This window comes from Coprobacillus cateniformis, from assembly GCF_009767585.1.
GTDB classification, from domain to species: Bacteria; Bacillota_I; Bacilli_A; order Erysipelotrichales; family Coprobacillaceae; genus Coprobacillus; species Coprobacillus cateniformis.
The window spans coordinates 915,710-935,631 of sequence record NZ_WSNW01000001.1; the positions used below are offsets into that span (position 1 = coordinate 915,710).

The 19,922-nt window shown below is 33.8% G+C and carries 16 protein-coding genes and 1 other annotated feature; all 16 genes read right to left on the reverse strand.

Going from position 1 to position 19,922, the window contains the following annotated elements:
• Positions 1 to 71: 71 nt before the first annotated feature.
• Positions 72 to 1,256 carry an elongation factor Tu gene (gene tuf / locus GQF29_RS04705; RefSeq protein ID WP_008789973.1) on the reverse strand — a complete coding sequence of 395 codons (1,185 nt, stop codon included), beginning with the start codon at positions 1,254 to 1,256 and terminating at the stop codon, positions 72 to 74.
• 89 nt (positions 1,257 to 1,345) lie between these two features.
• Positions 1,346 to 3,421, reverse strand: coding sequence for an elongation factor G (gene fusA, locus GQF29_RS04710; RefSeq protein WP_008789974.1), 2,076 nt, complete (start codon positions 3,419 to 3,421; stop codon positions 1,346 to 1,348).
• 30 nt (positions 3,422 to 3,451) lie between these two features.
• Entirely contained in the window at positions 3,452 to 3,922 is a 471-nt protein-coding gene (rpsG, locus tag GQF29_RS04715) for a 30S ribosomal protein S7 (RefSeq protein WP_008789975.1), read from the reverse strand.
• A 19-nt stretch (positions 3,923 to 3,941) separates the two neighbouring features.
• Positions 3,942 to 4,355 (reverse strand): 30S ribosomal protein S12, encoded by a 414-nt coding sequence (rpsL, locus tag GQF29_RS04720; RefSeq protein ID WP_008789976.1) that lies wholly within the window; start codon positions 4,353 to 4,355, stop codon positions 3,942 to 3,944.
• Between the two features lie 287 nt (positions 4,356 to 4,642).
• Positions 4,643 to 5,461, reverse strand: a complete 819-nt coding sequence (locus GQF29_RS04725; RefSeq protein WP_008789977.1) for a tyrosine-protein phosphatase — start codon at positions 5,459 to 5,461, stop codon at positions 4,643 to 4,645.
• Positions 5,458 to 6,741, reverse strand: coding sequence for a PTS sugar transporter subunit IIC (locus GQF29_RS04730; RefSeq protein ID WP_008789978.1), 1,284 nt, complete (start codon positions 6,739 to 6,741; stop codon positions 5,458 to 5,460). Before GQF29_RS04730 ends, GQF29_RS04725 begins: the two co-directional genes overlap by 4 nt.
• Positions 6,742 to 6,755: 14 nt before the next feature.
• Entirely contained in the window at positions 6,756 to 7,052 is a 297-nt protein-coding gene (locus GQF29_RS04735; protein WP_008789979.1) for a PTS sugar transporter subunit IIB, read from the reverse strand.
• On the reverse strand, positions 7,049 to 7,369 hold the full coding sequence (locus tag GQF29_RS04740) for a PTS lactose/cellobiose transporter subunit IIA (RefSeq protein ID WP_008789980.1): 321 nt from the start codon (positions 7,367 to 7,369) through the stop codon (positions 7,049 to 7,051). Before GQF29_RS04740 ends, GQF29_RS04735 begins: the two co-directional genes overlap by 4 nt.
• 12 nt (positions 7,370 to 7,381) lie before the next feature.
• A complete protein-coding gene (locus GQF29_RS04745; RefSeq protein WP_008789981.1) occupies positions 7,382 to 9,286 on the reverse strand; it encodes a BglG family transcription antiterminator in 1,905 nt (634 codons plus the stop codon).
• 222 nt (positions 9,287 to 9,508) lie between these two features.
• Positions 9,509 to 9,628 (reverse strand): family 1 glycosylhydrolase, encoded by a 120-nt coding sequence (locus tag GQF29_RS19025; protein WP_108912067.1) that lies wholly within the window; start codon positions 9,626 to 9,628, stop codon positions 9,509 to 9,511.
• Between the two features lie 307 nt (positions 9,629 to 9,935).
• On the reverse strand, positions 9,936 to 13,637 hold the full coding sequence (rpoC, locus tag GQF29_RS04755; protein ID WP_008789982.1) for a DNA-directed RNA polymerase subunit beta': 3,702 nt from the start codon (positions 13,635 to 13,637) through the stop codon (positions 9,936 to 9,938).
• A gap of 13 nt (positions 13,638 to 13,650) precedes the next feature.
• The gene (gene rpoB, locus GQF29_RS04760) at positions 13,651 to 17,313 is read right to left on the reverse strand and encodes a DNA-directed RNA polymerase subunit beta (protein ID WP_008789983.1); all 3,663 of its coding nucleotides are present in this window, start codon (positions 17,311 to 17,313) and stop codon (positions 13,651 to 13,653) included.
• Positions 17,314 to 17,468: 155 nt separating this feature from the next.
• Positions 17,469 to 18,074: a class I SAM-dependent methyltransferase gene (locus GQF29_RS04765; RefSeq protein WP_008789984.1), complete on the reverse strand. Its 606-nt coding sequence runs from the start codon at positions 18,072 to 18,074 to the stop codon at positions 17,469 to 17,471.
• A 52-nt stretch (positions 18,075 to 18,126) separates the two neighbouring features.
• Positions 18,127 to 18,498 carry a 50S ribosomal protein L7/L12 gene (rplL, locus tag GQF29_RS04770; RefSeq protein WP_008789985.1) on the reverse strand — a complete coding sequence of 124 codons (372 nt, stop codon included), beginning with the start codon at positions 18,496 to 18,498 and terminating at the stop codon, positions 18,127 to 18,129.
• Between the two features lie 32 nt (positions 18,499 to 18,530).
• Positions 18,531 to 19,043, reverse strand: a complete 513-nt coding sequence (rplJ, locus tag GQF29_RS04775) for a 50S ribosomal protein L10 (RefSeq protein ID WP_008789986.1) — start codon at positions 19,041 to 19,043, stop codon at positions 18,531 to 18,533.
• Between the two features lie 37 nt (positions 19,044 to 19,080).
• Positions 19,081 to 19,202: a sequence feature (ribosomal protein L10 leader region), on the reverse strand.
• Positions 19,203 to 19,216: 14 nt separating this feature from the next.
• The gene (rplA, locus tag GQF29_RS04780; RefSeq protein ID WP_008789987.1) at positions 19,217 to 19,903 is read right to left on the reverse strand and encodes a 50S ribosomal protein L1; all 687 of its coding nucleotides are present in this window, start codon (positions 19,901 to 19,903) and stop codon (positions 19,217 to 19,219) included.
• Between the last annotated feature and the right edge of the window lie 19 nt (positions 19,904 to 19,922).

Sequence of the window (19,922 nt, forward strand, 5' to 3'; positions counted from 1 at the left end):
ATAGCCTATTCTAGCACAGAGAAACAAAAAAAGGTATCCTGACAGATACCTTTTTAAATATTGAAAATTGATTATTCGATAACTTCTGAAACGTTACCAGCACCAACTGTTCTACCACCTTCACGGATTGAGAATTTAGTTCCGTTTTCAATAGCGATTGGAGCGATTAATTCAACTGTTAATTCAACGTTATCTCCTGGCATAACCATTTCTACACCTTCTGGTAATTCGATAACTCCAGTTACGTCAGTAGTTCTGAAGTAGAATTGAGGTCTATAGTTTCCGAAGAATGGAGTATGACGTCCACCTTCATCTTTAGATAAGATATACACTTGACATTTGAATTTTTTGTGTGGGTGTACTGATCCAGGTTTAGCTAATACTTGTCCACGTTGGATTTCTTCTCTGTTGACACCTCTTAATAATACCCCTACGTTATCTCCTGCTTCAGCATAGTCTAATAATTTACGGAACATTTCAATTCCTGTAGCAACTGTGTTAGCAGTATCATGAATACCAACGATTTCGATTGGATCATTTAATTTTAATTGTCCTCTTTCAACACGTCCAGTAGCAACTGTTCCACGTCCAGTGATAGTGAATACATCTTCAACTGGCATTAAGAATGGTTTATCAGTGTCACGAGTTGGAGTAGGAATATATGAATCTACAGCAGCCATTAATTCATGGATAGCTGGAACCCATTTTGGATCTCCTTCTAATGCTTTTAAAGCTGATCCACGGATGATTGGAGTATCATCTCCAGGGAATTCATATTCATTTAATAATTCTCTTACTTCCATTTCAACTAATTCGATTAATTCATCATCATCAACCATATCACATTTGTTTAAGAATACAATAATGTATGGTACACCTACTTGACGAGATAATAAGATATGTTCTCTAGTTTGAGGCATAGGACCATCTGTAGCAGCAACTACTAAGATAGCACCATCCATTTGTGCAGCACCAGTAATCATGTTTTTGATGTAGTCTGCATGGCCTGGACAGTCAACGTGTGCATAGTGACGAGTTTCAGTTTGGTATTCAACGTGTGCAGTGTTGATTGTGATTCCACGTTCTTTTTCTTCTGGTGCAGCATCGATAGCAGCATAATCCATTGCTTGAGCTTGTCCATCTTTAGATAATACTGTAGTGATAGCTGCAGTTAAAGTTGTTTTACCATGGTCAACGTGACCAATAGTTCCGATATTAACATGCGCTTTAGAGCGGTCAAATTTTTCTTTAGCCATTATAAGCTTCCTCCTATATAAGTTTGTTTAAATTTTTACATATACATTCTAAATGATTTACTACAAAAATGCAATAACTTTCATTAGAATTAATTGTTTCCACCATTTTTCTTAATGATTTCTTCTTTGATTGATTTTGGTACTGGTTCATAACGATCAAATTGCATAGTATAGTTTCCACGACCTTGTGTAAATGATCTTAAATCAGTAACATATCCAAACATTTCAGATAAAGGTACACTTGCTTGTACTAAAACAGCATTTCCTCTTTCTTCCTGTCCTTCAATCATACCACGTCTAGATGAAATATCACCCATAACGCTTCCTAAATATTCTGCAGGCGCAGTGATTTCAACAGCCATAATTGGTTCTAAGATAACTGGATCACATTTTTTACCAGCAGCTTTTAAAGCTAAACTTGCAGCAACTTTATATGCCATCTCTGATGAATCGACATCATGGTAAGAACCGTCGAATAATGTTGCTTTAATATCTAAGATTGGATATCCAGCAATCATACCGTTTTGTAAAGCATCTTCAAGACCAGATTTTACAGAACTGATATATTCTCTAGGTACTGTTCCACCAACAACAGCATCAACGAATTCAAATCCTTTACCTTCATTAGGTTCAAATTTGATCCATACGTGACCATATTGTCCACGACCACCTGATTGTCTTACAAACTTACCTTCACAATCAGCAGTTCCTCTAATTGTTTCTCTATAAGCAACTTGAGGAGCACCAACGTTAGCTTCTACTTTAAATTCTCTCTTTAAACGATCAACAATAACATCTAAGTGTAATTCACCTACACCAGCGATAATTGTATCACCAGTTTCAGGGTTAGTTGTCACTCTGAATGTTGGATCTTCTTCAGCTAATCTTGCTAAACCATTTCCTAATTTATCTTGATCTTGTTTAGTCTTTGGTTCAATAGCTAATTCAATAACTGGTTCAGGGAATTCCATTTTTTCAAGAATAATAAAATTCTTTTCATCACAGATAGTATCACCAGTTGTTGTGTTTTTAAACCCAACAGCAGCTGCGATATCTCCTGCATAAACTTCATCGATTTCTTTACGTGTATTAGCATGCATCTGTAAGATACGTCCTAAACGTTCTTTCTTATCTTTAGTTGAATTCAAGATATAAGAACCTGATGAAATTTTACCAGAATATACACGGAAGAAAGTTAATTTTCCAACAAAAGGATCTGCCATGATTTTGAATGCTAATGCTGAGAATGGTTCTTCATCACTTGCATGTCTTTCAATTTCATTTCCATCTTCATCTTCACCTTTAATAGATGGGACATCAGTTGGAGCTGGTAAGAAGTCAATAACTGCATCCAACATTGTTTGAACACCTTTATCTTTATATGCAGAACCACACAATACTGGGAATAACTCAACAGCTAATACCCCTTTACGGATAGCAGCTTTAATTTCTTCCTCAGTTACTGGTTCCTCTTCTAAAACCTTCATCATTAAATCATCATCAAATGAAGCAGCAGCTTCAACCATTTTTTGACGATATTCTTCAGCTTGAGCTTTCATGTTTTCTGGGATTTCAGAGTAAACAACGTTTTCTCCTTTCACACCTTCAAAATGAACAGCTTGCATTTTGATTAAGTCAATCAATCCTTCAAATGTATCTTCTGCACCAATTGGTAATTGAATAGCAACTGCATTTGCATCTAATCTTTTACCGATTGATTCAACAGACATAATGAAGTCTGCACCAGTTGCATCCATTTTATTACAGAATACAATTCTAGGTACTCCATAAGTTGTTGCTTGACGCCAAACTGTTTCAGTTTGAGGTTCAACTCCAGCTTTAGAGTCTAATACTGTAACAGCACCATCAAGTACACGTAATGAACGTTCTACTTCAACAGTGAAGTCTACATGGCCTGGAGTGTCAATAATATTAACACGGTGTCCATTCCACTGAGCAGTTGTTGCTGCTGAAGTGATTGTGATACCACGTTCTTGTTCTTGCTCCATCCAGTCCATTTGTGAAGCACCATCATGTGTTTCACCAATCTTATGAATCTTACCTGTGTAATAAAGAACACGTTCAGTTGTTGTTGTTTTACCAGCATCAATATGAGCCATGATTCCAATATTACGAGTGTTTTCTAACGAAAATTCACGAGCCATAATTTTCTCCTTTCAAATAGTATCTTTATATTACCAACGGAAATGTGCGAATGCTTTATTAGCTTCTGCCATCTTATGAGTATCTTCTTTCTTCTTTACAGAAGCTCCAGTCCCATTAGATGCATCAACGATTTCATTAGCTAAACGGTCAACCATATTCTTTTCGTTTCTTAAACGAGAATAGTTTACTAACCATCTTAATCCTAATGTCATTCTTCTTTCTGGAGATACTTCAACAGGCACTTGATAGTTAGCACCACCAATACGTCTTACTTTTAATTCAAGTACAGGCATAATGTTGTTGATTGCTTGGTCAAATACTTCCATAGCAGGATTTCCAGTTTTTGCTTCAACTTTTTGGAAAGCATCATATAAGATGTTTTGAGCAACACCTTTTTTTCCATCAAGCATGATATTGTTAATTAATTTTGTAACTACCTTTGAATTATAAATTGGATCTGGTAGTACGTCTCTTTTTGCTACGCGTCCTCTTCTTGACATCGGTTATTCCTCCTATCTCTTATTTTTTAGGTCTTTTTGCTCCATAACGAGAGCGTCCTTGCATACGATCTTTTACACCAGCACAGTCCATAGTACCACGAATAATATGGTAACGAACCCCTGGTAAGTCTTTAACACGTCCTCCACGAATTAAAACAACACTATGTTCTTGTAAGTTATGTCCAATTCCTGGAATATATGCTGTTACTTCCATACCGTTTGATAAACGAACACGGGCATATTTACGCAAAGCCGAGTTAGGTTTCTTAGGTGTCATAGTCGCAACACGTGTACAAACACCACGTTTTTGAGGTGAACTAATATTTGTTGGTTTTTTTAACAATGAGTTATATCCTCTATTTAACGCAGGTGATTTAGATTTAGTAGTTTTTTCACTACGTCCTTTTCTGACTAATTGATTAATTGTAGGCATATTTTTCTCCTTTCCTTTCTTGTTAACACACAATTCCGGGTGTTTCATTTTTCACCAGAATAAATGCACTCCACTAAGAGTACCGAGGATGATTATAGGTGAATTTAGATATAAAGTCAACACTTTTTTACAAAAAATATTGATTTTATCATAGAAAAAGGAATTGTAAATAAAAAGACAGTAATCATCATATAGATTTCACTGTCTTCTTCAATGAAGATATCATCTTCACATCTTCATTATAATAATTTTCACAGTTATATGTGTAGTTACTATAGAATTATGGTTTATTTACTTAAAAATATTTGTTTTATTTTTTCTTTTTTCTCTAGTGTCACATCTAAATATTTTTCTAAATAATTGGGGATTGACCCAGCCAATTTTATCATTTCATCAATTGCTGCATCAAAATAAACTTCCTTGGTTTGCATAAGACCTGATAAATATTCTAATACAAATGGATCATTAGTATATTGTCTATATTCATTCATCCTTTTTTCATTTCTTGATGCCATGCACTCTTTCGTTAACATATATTCCTCTTTTACTTTTTCCAAACTGACATCAAGAATAAATAAAGTGATAATAGTTGCAAAACCAGTTCTATCCTTTCCACCTTTACAATGATGTAATAAAGGAAGATTGTTTTCATCAGTAAGTAAATTTATAAATGATGTATATTGTTTGTTAGCATAAGAACTATTGACCAATTCACGCATCTGCTCACTCATCTCATCAGAACGTGCTTTTAATTGCAATCTTCCTTCCTGAGTACTTGATATTTTTATAAGCGCATCAATTTTTTGTTGATCATCGACAATGTTTCCACTAGCAAGATTTGCAACTTCAGCATTAGGAGATAAGTTTATTTCCTTAACCCCTTCTATTTTTATATCTGGAGCTTTTATGACTTCTTGTTTTCCTCTAAAATCAACAATTGTTTTTAAACCCAAATGCTTAAGATATTCAACATCTTGTATAGTTATTTTATTTAATGCATCTGAACGAATCATACGATTATAGCAAATGCATTTTCCTTCTTTGTTAAGAATACCACCAATATCACGGGTGTTAAATGTTCCCTCTAATGTTATTATTCTTGTCATGAAACAATCTCCTCTTTTGCCTGTAATTCATTTTGTGCTTCTTCAGCACATTTACGTTTATCTAATACCTTAAAGAATGGTAAATAAAGAAGGAAGATTGCAATCATTTGGATAGTTTGAACAACTGCCCCTTGCCATCCAGCTGCTAAGAAACCACCGATGAGAGGTGGAGCAACCCATGGTACTGCAATACTGACAATTGACATGAATCCTATTTTTATAGCAAAATAAGCAATTAATAATGAAATAACTGGAGCAAGTGACATTGGAATCAAGATAATTGGGTTAAAGACCATTGGAATTCCAAACTTCATCGGTTCACTAATTCCAAACAATCCTGGTACAACTGCTATTTTTCCAACTGCCTTTAATTGTTTTGATTTAGACATAAATGCTAACATTGCTGATAAAACACAGTGTCTTGGTCCTTTAAATGCTTCTAAAAAATATGAATTGACTGCATTTGTTGCTGGTAATCCTGCTGCTACGTTAGAAGCATTTTCTATAGCTCCTGGCATAAATAAAGTATTATTGGCAGCACTTGTAACATTGCTTCCATGAATGCCAAAGAACCAAAAGAACTCACCTAATAATGCTAATAAAACCATTGCCCAAATAGAATTTCCCAAACCTTCTAATGGTGCTTGTAAAACAGCATAAACAGCTGAATGTACATCACCATAAGATGTCATAGAAAACAACGCACCAATGAGAATAAAGAAAGAAGCAACACCAATAGCAGGTATTAATGATTCAAATGAAGCTGTTATTGCTGGCGGAACACTGGCAGGCATTTTAATTTTTGGTCCTTTCTCTGCCAATAAATAAAACAAATATGTAGCTAACAATGCAACAATAATTCCAACAAACATTCCTCTTGAACCTAGATATGTTGTTGTAAAAACTTTTATAACTTTTTCCCCAATCATTGCTTCTGTCATTGGCGTGACTATAAAGAATGAGACAATAGAAACCAATACAGCATTGAGTTGATTGACTTTCAACAATCTCGCCATATCATACGCTAATGAAACAACAAGATAAATTGTAATAATATCGTTTGTCATTTTAGATCCAATAGTAATAATTGAACCAATTCCTGAACTTTCTAAAAATGCTAGCCATGGATCAATCGGTAAACTAATTAATAAAGTCACAATTGAACCAATCATAATGACTGGTAATAGCCTCGCCATTCCAGATGCAATTGTTTTGACAACTAAATTTCCTGAGAATTTACTTACCGCTTTACTTAACTTTTGTGCAAATGTACCTTTCATAACTATCCTCTCCCTTATTCAACTTTTTCTAAGACTTCAGCTAATACTTTTTCCCCATTCATCATTCCATAATCCATCATGTCAATCGTAAAAACAGGCATATTTAAATCTGAAGATAAATCTTCTAATTTATGTGCAATTTGAGGCGCTAATAATAAAACATCAGAATCTAACTGTTCAAAAATATTGTCTTCCCCAACTGCTAATATTTCAATATTCAAATTCTTTGCAACAGCTGCCTCTTTCATGCGTTGCACAAGCATACTTGTAGAAAATCCACCAGAACATGCTAATAAAATTTTCTTGATCATAATCTTTCCTCCATTTTCTTATTCAATTCTTCTGCATAAGCAACCATTTCCTCGACCATATCTCTAATAGCCATAGCTGTCATTAAGTGATCCTGAGCATGTACCATTAATAAACTCACTTGGTGTTTTTCTCCAGTCATTTCTTTTTGAATCAGTCTGGTTTGAACATTATGCGCTAAAATCATGGATTGACTCACTTGTTTCAGTTGCTCTTTAGCCTTTTCAAACTCTCCCTTTCTTGCTGACTTTAAAGCCAATAGACACTTGGAACGTGCATCTCCAGCATTTAATATAATTGTCATAATCTCTTCTTCCATAATATATACTCCTTACAAAAACTCCTTTAAAAACACCCTCAATTTCTGGTATGTATTTATAAGTTCTAATTGTTTGATTTTATTACTATCGTTCATCAACTTAATTAAAAAATCGCTAATTTCCTGATGCAATAATAAATGTCCCTTTTTCACATTGATTACAAATATGCATTTCACTTCTTTATCGTGAAATACTGTAGGCTTTTCCAGCAAAACAATACCAACACTATCAATATTTCCCATTGGCTGAAGACTATGTGGAGAAGCAATACCCGTATCATATACAGTTGAAAAGCGTTTCTCTCTTTCTAATACAGAATCTTTAAATCCTTGTTTTGCATAGCCTTTATCTACCATTCTTTCACACATTTTTGTTATTAAATCGAGATAATCCCCATTCTTTACAACCCAAAACAAATCTTCATAAAACAAATCTTGTAACCCTAAGACATTGTTTGTATATTGTTCTCCTGAAAAAATTATTTCATTTTTTATTTTATGGAAATCTTTTTCGTCTAAATTCTGATGAATCACTACAACTTTGTTTTGTCCTTTTTCTAAACAAACAGGCTCTGTTGAAATAATCAGTTCTATTTCTTCCATATCATGTTTAGCAACTGACATATGTGGAATGACCATAATATTAGCCAAAGGAAAGTAAGACTGAATTTTTGTTTTAATTAGTAATGTCGAACTTTTCATGCTATCAGCAATAAAAACAATCTTTTTAATACTTTGCATCTTAGCCTGATTTTCTCTTTCAATATGTGTAGCAAAATGCAATGCAAGATATCCAATTTCATCACGCGACAATTGATATTCATTTAATTCCTCATGATAATCTATAAATCGCATAGCGACTAAAAAAGCATTCATATATTGTACAGAAACTGATTTGACTAATGAATCACTCAATGTTAATCCATATGTTACACGCATAATTAATGGATGCAAATGTAATAATAAGTTTTCCTTTAAGACTGTATCTTCGCTAAAATTTGTATCAAAATCTTTATCAACCTTAATCAACGCTTCACGAATAGATTTTGCCAGTTTCATTTTCTGATCAAGTGGCACCATTTCAGAACTGGCTTTTCCGAAAATTTGTGATGCAACTAAATCAATTTCATCATTCGTGATTTGAATTGAATATTGGTTTTCTATAAAGGAGAGTAATTCTTTGGTAATCGCAAATATTTTTATATCAATTAAACTCTTATTAATCTTAATTTCATTAATATAATTCTTCTGTAATATTCTATAAATTAAGATTTTAAGATGAAACAATATGGATTCTATTGCATTGTTTGTCATAATAATATTATATTCATTTAATAAAGAGATAAAGTGATCTGTAACCAAATCAAAATCTAACTTCTCAATAAATTCAAAGAACTCTAAATGAACATTTTGATTCTCTATGACTTTTCTACTAATTCTAGACAACATTTGTCTAATATTTTTTTCATTCCCAGACACTCTAATTCCATAATGAGAGCGAGATTCTAAATGTAACTCACTGTGTTTTAACTCCTTTTTGACATCATTCATATCATTAATGACTGTACTCCGACTGACATCTAGAATTTCAGCAATTTGATTTATAGAAATAAATCCAGTGTTTTGTAATAACAAAAATAGTATTAATGATATGCGATATTCTTTTTTAGCAATGAACTGTTGGAAATCATTATTGAATTGGTGTAAATAAGATTGATATTTTGTATCATCTATTATTTGTAGAAAATATCCTCGCTTACTGACAGTAATAATTTGAAATCCATTTTTATCTCCCGCATCTCTTAACTCACTTAAAAATTCCCTCACTTTTCTTTCTGAAAAACCAAGATGATTTTTAAGTTCTTCTAGAGTTATAATGTCCTGAGATTGAAATAAATCTAATATTTTTTTATTCACGTTACCCATCTCCCAAATTCATTATAGCATTGCCGATATTCTTATAACAGTTTGAAAGATGCATAAATAATTTGTCGATTTGTATACTAATCACGATATTGTTTGACATTACCTTTAATTATACCTTGAAATCAGTAAAATAATTTCTTTTATGTTTTCATAAATCATCACTTCCATCATCTTGTTTATCGACATAGATAAAATCATAAACTATTGATAAACTTATAGATCAACACGAGACCACGTAAAATATCCTATATAATCAACACGATCTTCTAAAATAGCTTTTTTCAATTCACTGATATGTTCTAGAAGAAAGCAAATTCGATAATCATCTTCAATATGTCCAGCGTTATCACTTACCTAATCCATTTTCTGTCATTAAGATTGAAAGTCTATTTATTATATAAGTAGAGAGTCCTGCTTGCCCTGTTTAAAAATTAATACGATTCATTTCATTAAAAGTCACTTAGTATTTGACTTGATCTTTATTCTTAACACTTTTACAAAAATGTAGATACAAGTCAATTATATTTTTGATATTAATACAAAAAAACATCCATTTATATTGGATGTTTAATAAACATATGGAGTTTAAAAAAGCGAGGTAAACAATATACCTCGCTTAATAATACAGTTATCTACTCTCTTAGATTTCTTCAACTGATGCAAACTGTTCTTCAGTTTCACCACTTAATAAATCTTCTGATAATGTTTCAGCTTCTAATTTTTCAGCAGCTTCTAATTCAATACGTTTTCTCTCTGCTTCTAACTCTCTTGCTATTGTCTCAGGAGATTTTAACGCACCTCTTAATCCAGTACCAGCTGGTAATAATTTACCAATGATAACATTTTCCTTTAATCCAATTAAATCATCAACTTTACCTTTAATTGCAGCATCAGTTAAGATTTTTGTTGTTTCTTGGAATGATGCAGCAGATAAGAATGATTCTGTTTCAAGTGAAGCTTTTGTAATACCAAGCAAGATTGGTCTTCCAACTGCTGGATGCTTACCATTCTTAAGAACATCTTTGTTTAATTCAGTAAATCTTTCTGTATTCACATGTGTTCCTGGAAGTGCACCAGTGTCTCCACCTTCAACAATTCTCATCTTCTTCAACATTTGTCTAACAATAACTTCGATATGTTTATCAGAAATCTCGATACCTTGTAAACGATAGACTTTTTGAACTTCTTTTAAGATATAGTTTTCAACTGCTTCAACATCAGCAACACCTAACAATTCCTTAGGATCAATAGACCCTTCAGTAATCTTAGAACCAATACCGACTTCATCCCCAACAGAAACTCTAAGTTTTGCACCATAAGGAGCCAAGTAACTCTTTGTTTCTAATAAGTTAGAGACAACAACTTCAGCACGACCATTGTTATCAATGATGTTTGAAACTTCACCTTCAATTTCAGAAATAATAGATTTTGCTTTCGGATTTCTTGCTTCAAATAACTCTTGAATACGAGGTAACCCTTGAGTGATATCAGCACCACCAGCAACCCCACCCATGTGGAATGTACGCATTGTTAACTGTGTACCAGGTTCACCAATAGATTGAGCTGCCATAATTCCGATTGCTTCACCTAATAAGACTTCTTCTCCAGTCGCTAAGTTACGACCATAACATTTTCTACAGATTCCACCTTTGGCTTTACATCCAAGGACAGATCTAATTTCAACTTCTTTAATTCCAGCATCAGTGACTTCTTTTGCATTTGTTTCATCAAGCATTTCACCTGCTTTTACAATCATTTCACCTGTCACTGGATGAATAATATCTTTTTGTGAATAACGTCCAACTAATCTGTCATATAATGGAACAATAACAGAATTATCAGAAGTATTGTATAATTCACTAACCATAAATCCTCTATCTGTACCACAATCATCTTCAGTAATGATGACCTCTTGTGCAACATCTACCAAACGTCTTGTTAAGTAACCTGAATCGGCTGTTTTCAAGGCTGTATCAGTAGAACCTTTACGGGCACCATGGGTAGAAATAAAGAATTCTGATGCAGTTAAACCTTCTCTAAATGAAGACTTGATAGGAAGTTCAATTGTTTCTCCTTTAGGGTTTGACATCAATCCACGCATACCTACCAACTGTGTAAAGTTAGAGATATTTCCACGGGCACCTGAGTCAGACATGATGAAGATTGGATTCTTAGTATCAGCTTCGAACTCTTCTTTAACGACACCTTGAACTTGATCTTTAACACTTTCCCAAAGTTTAACAACTGCATTCTTTCTCTCTTCTTCAGTTAACTTACCTTTACGATATAATCCCTTGATTCTTTCAAGTTTTTCATCAGCTTCTTCAAATAAAACATATTTACTTTGTGGAACTTGAATATCATATACAGAAACTGTAATCCCTGCAATTGTTGAATAATAGAATCCTTGATCTTTCAATTTATCAAGCATTGCAGTTGTATCAGTTGTTTTGCTTGTCTTAAATACTTGATTAATGATATTTCCTAAAGCTTTTTTACCAAATGGTTTGATAATTGGTTGACTCTCAATATAAGCTTTAATATCTGTTCCTAATGGAACAAAATATTTATTAGGTGTCGCATCTAAATTCTCAACACTTGTATCATTAATAAATGGGAATGCTCCATCAAAGATTTGATTGAAAATAATTTTTCCAACACTTGTAATTAAATAACTATCATTTTGTAATTTTGTAAATGTTTGGTTATTTAATGATTTTCCTCTAATTGCAACTCTTGTGTGTAAATGAACAGTTTTTGCATCATAAGCCATTAAAACTTCATTCACATCAGCAAAGACAGTTCCTTCACCAATTTTACCAGCTTCTTCTAATGTTAAATAATAATTTCCTAACACCATATCCTGTGAAGGTGTAACAATTGGTTTTCCATCTTTTGGACCTAAGATATTGCTAGAACCAAGCATTAACTGTCTTGCTTCTTGGATTGCTTCTTCTCCTAAAGGAACATGGACAGCCATTTGGTCACCATCGAAATCGGCATTGAAAGCAGGCGTAACAAGTGGATGAAGACGAATTGCACGTCCCTCTACCAACTTAGGTTCGAATGCTTGAATACCTAATCTATGAAGTGTAGGTGCACGGTTTAATAAAACTGGATGTTCTTTAATAACCTCTTCTACGATTGGCCAAATTGAATCTTCCATCTTATCAATCAATCTTTCCGCTGCCTTAATATTTGTCGCAATTTGTTCTCTTACCAATCCACTAATAACAAATGGTTTGAATAAGTTCAAAGCCATCTCACGTGGAATACCACATTGATACATCTTTAAATCAGGTCCTACAGCGATAACTGAACGTCCAGAATAATCAACACGTTTACCAAGTAAGTTTTGACGGAAACGTCCCTGTTTTCCTTTAAGTGTATGACTTAAAGATTTTAATGGTCTACCACCAGCACCTGTAATTGGTTTAGAACGACGTCCATTATCAATTAAAGCATCAACAGCTTCTTGCAACATACGTTTTTCATTTTGCACGATAATTGATGGTGTTCCTAATTCTAATAATTTCTTTAAACGATTATTACGTGTAATAACACGTCTATACAAATCATTCAAATCACTTGTTGCAAAACGTCCACCATCCAACTGTAACATTGGTCTTAAATCAGGTGGAATAACAGGAAGAACATCAAGAATCATCCATTCTGGCTGATTCATTGAAGATCTAAATGCTTCTAATGCCTCAAGTCTTTTAATTAATTTTGCACGCCTTTGCCCTTGTGCTTCCTTTAATTCTTTAGTAACTGTTTCAAATTCTTCATCAAGATCAACTTTTTGAAGTAAAATCTTAATTGCTTCAGCACCAGTTTTGGCTTCAAACTGATTTCCGAATTTTTCATAACAGTTACGATAATCTCTTTCAGATAAAACTTGTTTGTATTCTAATGGTGTACTCCCTTTATCTGTTACAACATAAGATACGAAATAAATAATTTCTTCTAATTGTTTAGGAGACATATCAAGAATAAGACCCATTCTCGAAGGAATCCCTTTTAGATACCAGATGTGAGCAACTGGAGTTGCTAATTCAATATGTCCCATACGTTCACGACGTACAGAAGATTTAGTGACTTCTACACCACAACGATCACAGACAACACCTTTATATCTCACTTTTTTGTATTTACCACAGCTACATTCCCAATCCTTAGATGGTCCAAAAATCTTTTCACAGAAGAGACCATCCTTTTCTGGTTTTTGAGAACGATAATTAATAGTTTCAGGTTTTTTAACTTCACCATAAGACCATTCACGAATTTTTTCTGGAGAAGCTAATCCAATTTGGATTGCTGAAAAGTTATTGACATCTGCCATTCATTGTTTCCTCCTATTCTTCGTTACTTTCTTCTTCATCATCAGTGAAGAGATCATCAATTACAGATTCTAAATCGTCAAATGATTCATCTTCCTCTTCAAAATCTCCTTCAACTTCTTCCTCCACAACTTCTTGAGTTGCTTCAGCAGGTTCTGGAGTTGTATCAATTGAAGTTGGGAAACGACGTTCTTCATCTTCAATTTTTCTTTCATCTAATTCATTACCATCTTCATCCAACATTTGAATATCTAAAGCAAGAGCTTGTAATTCTTTCTTTAAAACTCTAAATGATTCTGGTAATCCAGGTTCTGGTAATTTTTGACCTTTAACAATCGCTTCATAAGTCTTCACACGACCAACAACATCATCAGACTTCACTGTTAAGATTTCTCGTAATGTATAAGCAGCACCATAAGCTTCGAGTGCCCAGACTTCCATTTCTCCAAATCTTTGTCCACCATTTTGAGCTTTACCTCCAAGTGGCTGTTGAGTAACTAACGAATAAGGTCCTACAGATCTTGCATGTAATTTATCATCAACCATGTGGGCTAACTTAATCATGTACATAATTCCAACACATACATTAGAATCAAAGTATTCTCCTGTACGCCCAGAAATAACTGGCTGTTTACCATCAACTGGCATTCCTGCCTCTTTCATGATATTTTCTAAGTCTTTAGAATTAATACCATCGAAAGCTGGAGTTGCATAATATAATCCTAATTCTCTTGCTGCATAACCTAAATGCAACTCAAGAACTTGTCCAATGTTCATACGAGATGGTACCCCTAGTGGGTTTAACATAATGTCTAAGACAGTTCCATCTTCTAAGTGTGGCATATCTTCAACTGGTAAAATACGAGAGATAACCCCTTTGTTACCATGACGACCAGCCATTTTATCTCCTTCAGAGATTTTACGTTTTTGAACGATGTAGACTTTCACAACCTTGTTAACACCTGGTTGTAATTCATCGCCTTTCTTTCTTTCAAAAACCTTAATATCGTGAACAATTCCTGCTCCACCATGTGGAACTCTTAATGAATTATCTTTAACTTCTCTAGATTTTTCACCAAAGATAGCTAATAATAATTTTTCCTCTGCTGATAATTCTGCTTGTCCTTTTGGAGTCACCTTCCCAACTAAGATATCTCCTTCTTTTACTTCAGCACCAATCATGATAATCCCTTCACTGTTCAAGTTCTTACGCGCTTCTTCACCAACGTTAGGAATATCTCTTGTAATTTCTTCTGGCCCTAATTTTGTATCACGACATTCAATACTATATTCTTCAATATGAATAGATGTATAAACATCTTCTTTGACTAATCTTTCAGACATGATAACAGCATCTTCATAATTATAACCGTTCCATGTCATGAATCCTACCAAGACGTTCTGTCCTAAAGCCAATTCCCCTAATTCCATAGATGGACCATCAGCTAAAACTTGACCTTTCAGTACTTTATCACCTGTCTTGATAATTGGTCTATGATTAATACATGTTCCTGCATTTGAGATTGCGAATTTTGTTAAACGATAATTTCTAGGTCCATCATTTTCTTCAACAACAATCTTTCTTGCATCAACATAAGTGACAATACCATCTGCTTTTGCAACAATTGCAGCTCCAGAGTCTCTAGCAGCCTGATATTCCATACCTGTACCAACAAGTGGTGTATGTGGATTTAACAATGGGACTGCCTGACGTTGCATGTTGGCCCCCATCAATGCACGTGTAGCATCATCATTTTCAAGGAATGGAATGCATGATGTGGCAACTGAAACAATCTGTTTAGGCGAAATATCAATAAAATCAACTTCACTTGGTTTTGCCATAATATTTTCACCTAAGTGACGAGAAATCACTTGTTCATCTAAAATTTCATTATTTTCACCAATTTGTACTTTTGCTTGAGCAATAATATAATTCTTTTCTTCATCAGCTGTTAAATAACGAACATCACTTTCATCAATGATACTATTATTGACTTTACGATATGGTGTTTCAATAAATCCATACTTATTAATCTTCGCATAAGAAGCCAATGTTGAAATTAACCCGATATTTGGACCTTCAGGTGTTTCAATCGGACAAATACGACCATAATGTGAAGGATGGACATCACGCACTTCATATCCAGCTCTATCTCTAGACAAACCACCTGGTCCTAACGCAGACAAACGACGTTTATTTGTTAACTCTGCAAGAGGATTAATTTGATCCATGAATTGAGATAATTGTGAAGATGAGAAGAATTCTTTCATTGCAGCTGTTAATGGACGAATGTTTGTTAATGATTGAGGAGTCACACTATCAACTTCTGATAATGACATTCTTTCTTTAACAACTCTCTCCATTCTAGATAAACCAATTCTAAATTGATTTTGAATTAATTCCCCAACAGAACGTACACGTCTATTTCCTAAATGATCAATATCATCTAATAAACCAATTCTACTCATTAAACTCACTCTGTCATCACTTGCCAAATCTAATGAATCATAGATATCAACTAAGTTTAACATATATGAATAAGCAGCTAACATATCAGAAATAGTAACAAATTTACAATCTAAAGATAAATCAGTTCCAACAACTTTCATTTTCTTAGATTGAGATTCATCAACATAAACTTCAACAACTTGAATTTTTCCATTTGACTTCAAGAAATCATTTGTTTTCACATCTACAGTATGTGCTCCAGCTTCAAAAACAGGTTTCAAAAGATCTACTTTATCTTTTGTTAAAACTGTTCCTTCTTTCATAACCACATGACCATCAACATCAACAATATCTTGCGCCAATACACGATTTGTAATTCTATCTAACAGACTTAACTTTTTCCCAAATTTAAAGCGTCCAGCACGTGCAAGATCATATCTTTTTGCATCAAAAAATCTTGTGTACAACAAAGTATTTGCACCTTCTAATGTAGCTGGTTCACCTGGTCTTAATTTATTGTAAATCTCAATTAAAGCTTCATCAGTGTTATGAGTTGGATCTTTTGCCAATGTATTTCTAATAAACTCATGATCACCTAAAACTTCAATAATTTCTTCATCACTGCTTAATCCTAAAGCACGTAAAAGGATAGTACCCGGAATCTTACGAGTACGGTCAATACGTACATTTAAAATGTCTTTTGCATCATTTTCAAACTCTAACCATGTTCCTCTTGAAGGAATAACACTTCCTGTAAACACAGTTTTCCCACTCTTATCCATAGCATCAGCAAAATATGCTCCAGGTGAACGTACTAATTGTGAAACAATAACACGTTCAGCTCCATTGATAATAAATGTTCCTGAGTCAGTCATTAATGGGAAATCCCCCATAAAGACTTCGTTTTCTTTAATTTCTCCAGTTCCGTTATTAATCAAACGGAGAGTAGCACGAATCGGCGCTGAATAGTTGGCATCTCTATCCTTCGCTTCATCTACTGAATATTTTGGTTCATCAAAACGACAATCCACAAATTCCAATGTTAATGTTTCATTGAAGTTACTAATAGGATAAACATCATTAAAAACCTCTTTAATCCCTTCATTTTTGAACCATTCATATGAATTTGTTTGAATTTCTACCAAATTAGGAAGTTCCAAAGAACCACTAATTCTTGAATAATTGCGACGATTAATACGACTTTTTGCTTGAGTTACATTCTTTTCCAAGTCCGCTTCACTCCTTATTAATTATCTCTATCTCCATCTTGAAAGCATAGCAAAAAACACTGCTTTTTATACATGAGTAGGCATTGTATTATACTAGCATAGTCAATAGTGTTAGTCAATACCAAATCTCAAATTTCAAAATTTCTTTTGAAATCTTAAAAATCAGTGTTTCTTATAGATTTTAATATAAAATACCCTTTATCTCTTTTGATAATTTCACAATTACCAAAAACTTCATTCATTTTCTTTTGTGCTGATGGCGCTCCTTGCTTCTTTTGAATGACAACAATTAACTCACCATTCTCATTCAGAAAATCAAATGCCTTTTCTAAAATCTCAAAGACAACTTTTTTACCAGCACGTATCGGCGGATTAGAAACAATAACATCAAAAGTTCCAACAACATTTTCATAAGCAAAACTCAAATAAGCTTTTATGTCTTCAACATCATTGTATTGACATGATTGATTTGCCAAATGAACTGCACGCTCATTGACATCAACCATCTCAACATGTAACCATGGATATTCTTTCTTCAAAGAAACCCCTAAAGTTCCATAGCCACATCCAACATCTAATAACGATCTTTGATTTGCTTGAATGTCCATACAGTCTAATAGGACTCTTGATCCATAATCTACACGTTCCTTTGAGAAAACACCAATGTCACTTATAAAAGTTAATTGATGTTTTCGATATTGAAAAGGGATACGTGTTTCATGAGTTTCTAAATCAACATTGTTTGTATAATAATGTGACATATTTTTCTCCTAGAAAAAAAGCCCTTAAGTAGGGCTTTTATTTGTATAACAATTATTTAACTTCTACGCTAGCTCCAGCAGCTTCTAATTGTTCTTTAATCTTAGCTCCTTCTTCAGCAGGAATATCTTTCTTGATTTCTGCAGGAGTTTTGTCTACTAAACCTTTAGCTTCAACTAATCCTAAACCAGTGATTTCTCTTACAGCTTTGATAACTGCAACTTTAGTAGCACCAACATCAGTTAATGTTACTGTTACGTTAGCAGGTGCAGCATCTGCAGCAGCAGCATCACCAGCAACTACAGCTACAGGTGCAGCAGCAGTTACATCAAATTTTTCTTCGATTGCTTTTACTAAATCATTTAATTCTAAAATTGTAGCTTCTTCTAAGTAAGCTAAGATATCTTCATGTGTTAATTTTGCCATTTTATTTTCCTCCATTAATAATTTTTAATTAACTATTCAGCAGCGGGTGCTGCTTCTCCTCTTGCATCTGCAACAGCTTGTAATACTCTTGCAACTTTAGCAACTGGCTCTTTCATGCATGCAAGCAACATTGAGTACATACCTTCACGATTAGGTAATTTAGCCACTGCCATAACTTCTTCCTGAGGTAAGAATTTACCTTCAACATATCCAGCTTTAATCACTAAAGCTTCATGTCCTTTTGCGAACTCTGCTAAGATTCTAGCAGGAGCTACCGCATCTTCATGTCCAAAAGCAATTGCGTTAGGTCCAACAAGGAATTCGTTTAATTCATTCATACCTTCTTGTTCAGCAGCTCTTTGAACTAATTTGTTCTTATAGACTTTGAATCCAACGTTTTCAGCTCTTAATGCTTTACGTAATTCAGTCATATCAGCAACTGTTAATCCACGGTATTCAACAACGATTGAAGATTGTGCAGCTTTAAAGCTTTCAGCAATTTCAGAAACGACTTGTTGTTTTGCTTCAATAATTTCTTTTGACATTGTTACACCTCCTATATAATTTTATATATGCAACAATATATCCGTTAAAAAACTCCCACGTAAAAGCGAGGGAGTTTGTCAATGTGAGTTGACAATATCACCTCGGCAACATGATTAAGGTTTCCCCGTTGCTGTCTACGGTATATTGATTGCGATAATCTATGATCTTCTTATTATAAAGAAGACTGAACTTTTACACTTGGTCCCATAGTTGTAGAAACAACGACGTTTTTCATGTAAGTTCCTTTAGCAGAAGATGGTTTAGATTTAACTAATAAATCATAAACAACTTTAAAGTTTTCTGCTAATTGAGCATCTTCAAATGATACTCTTCCAATTGGCATATGAACATTACCATCTTTATCAGTACGATAAGTCACTTTACCAGCTTTTGTTTCTTGAACAGCTTTTGTAACATCCATAGTTACTGTTCCTGTTTTAGGGTTAGGCATTAAACCTTTAGGTCCTAAGATACGACCTAATTTACCTAATTCAGCCATCATATCTGGTGTAGCAATCATAACTTCGAAATCTAACCATCCTTTTTGGATATCTTCCAAGATTTCTTTTCCACCAACAACATCAGCTCCAGCAGCTTTTGCTTCTTCAACTTTAGCTCCTTGAGTGATGACTAATACTTTTTTTGTTTTTCCAGTTCCGTGTGGTAATACAATTGCCCCACGTAATTGTTGATCTGCATGTCTTGTGTCTAATCCTAATTTGAATACAACATCAACACTTGCATCGAATTTTACATTACTTGTTTTCTTTACCAAAGCAACTGCTTCTTCAATTGGGTATGCTTTACCTTTTTCAATAAGAGCAGCGGCTTCTTGATATCTTTTACCTTTGTTAGCCATTTTCTTTTCTCCTCTTCAT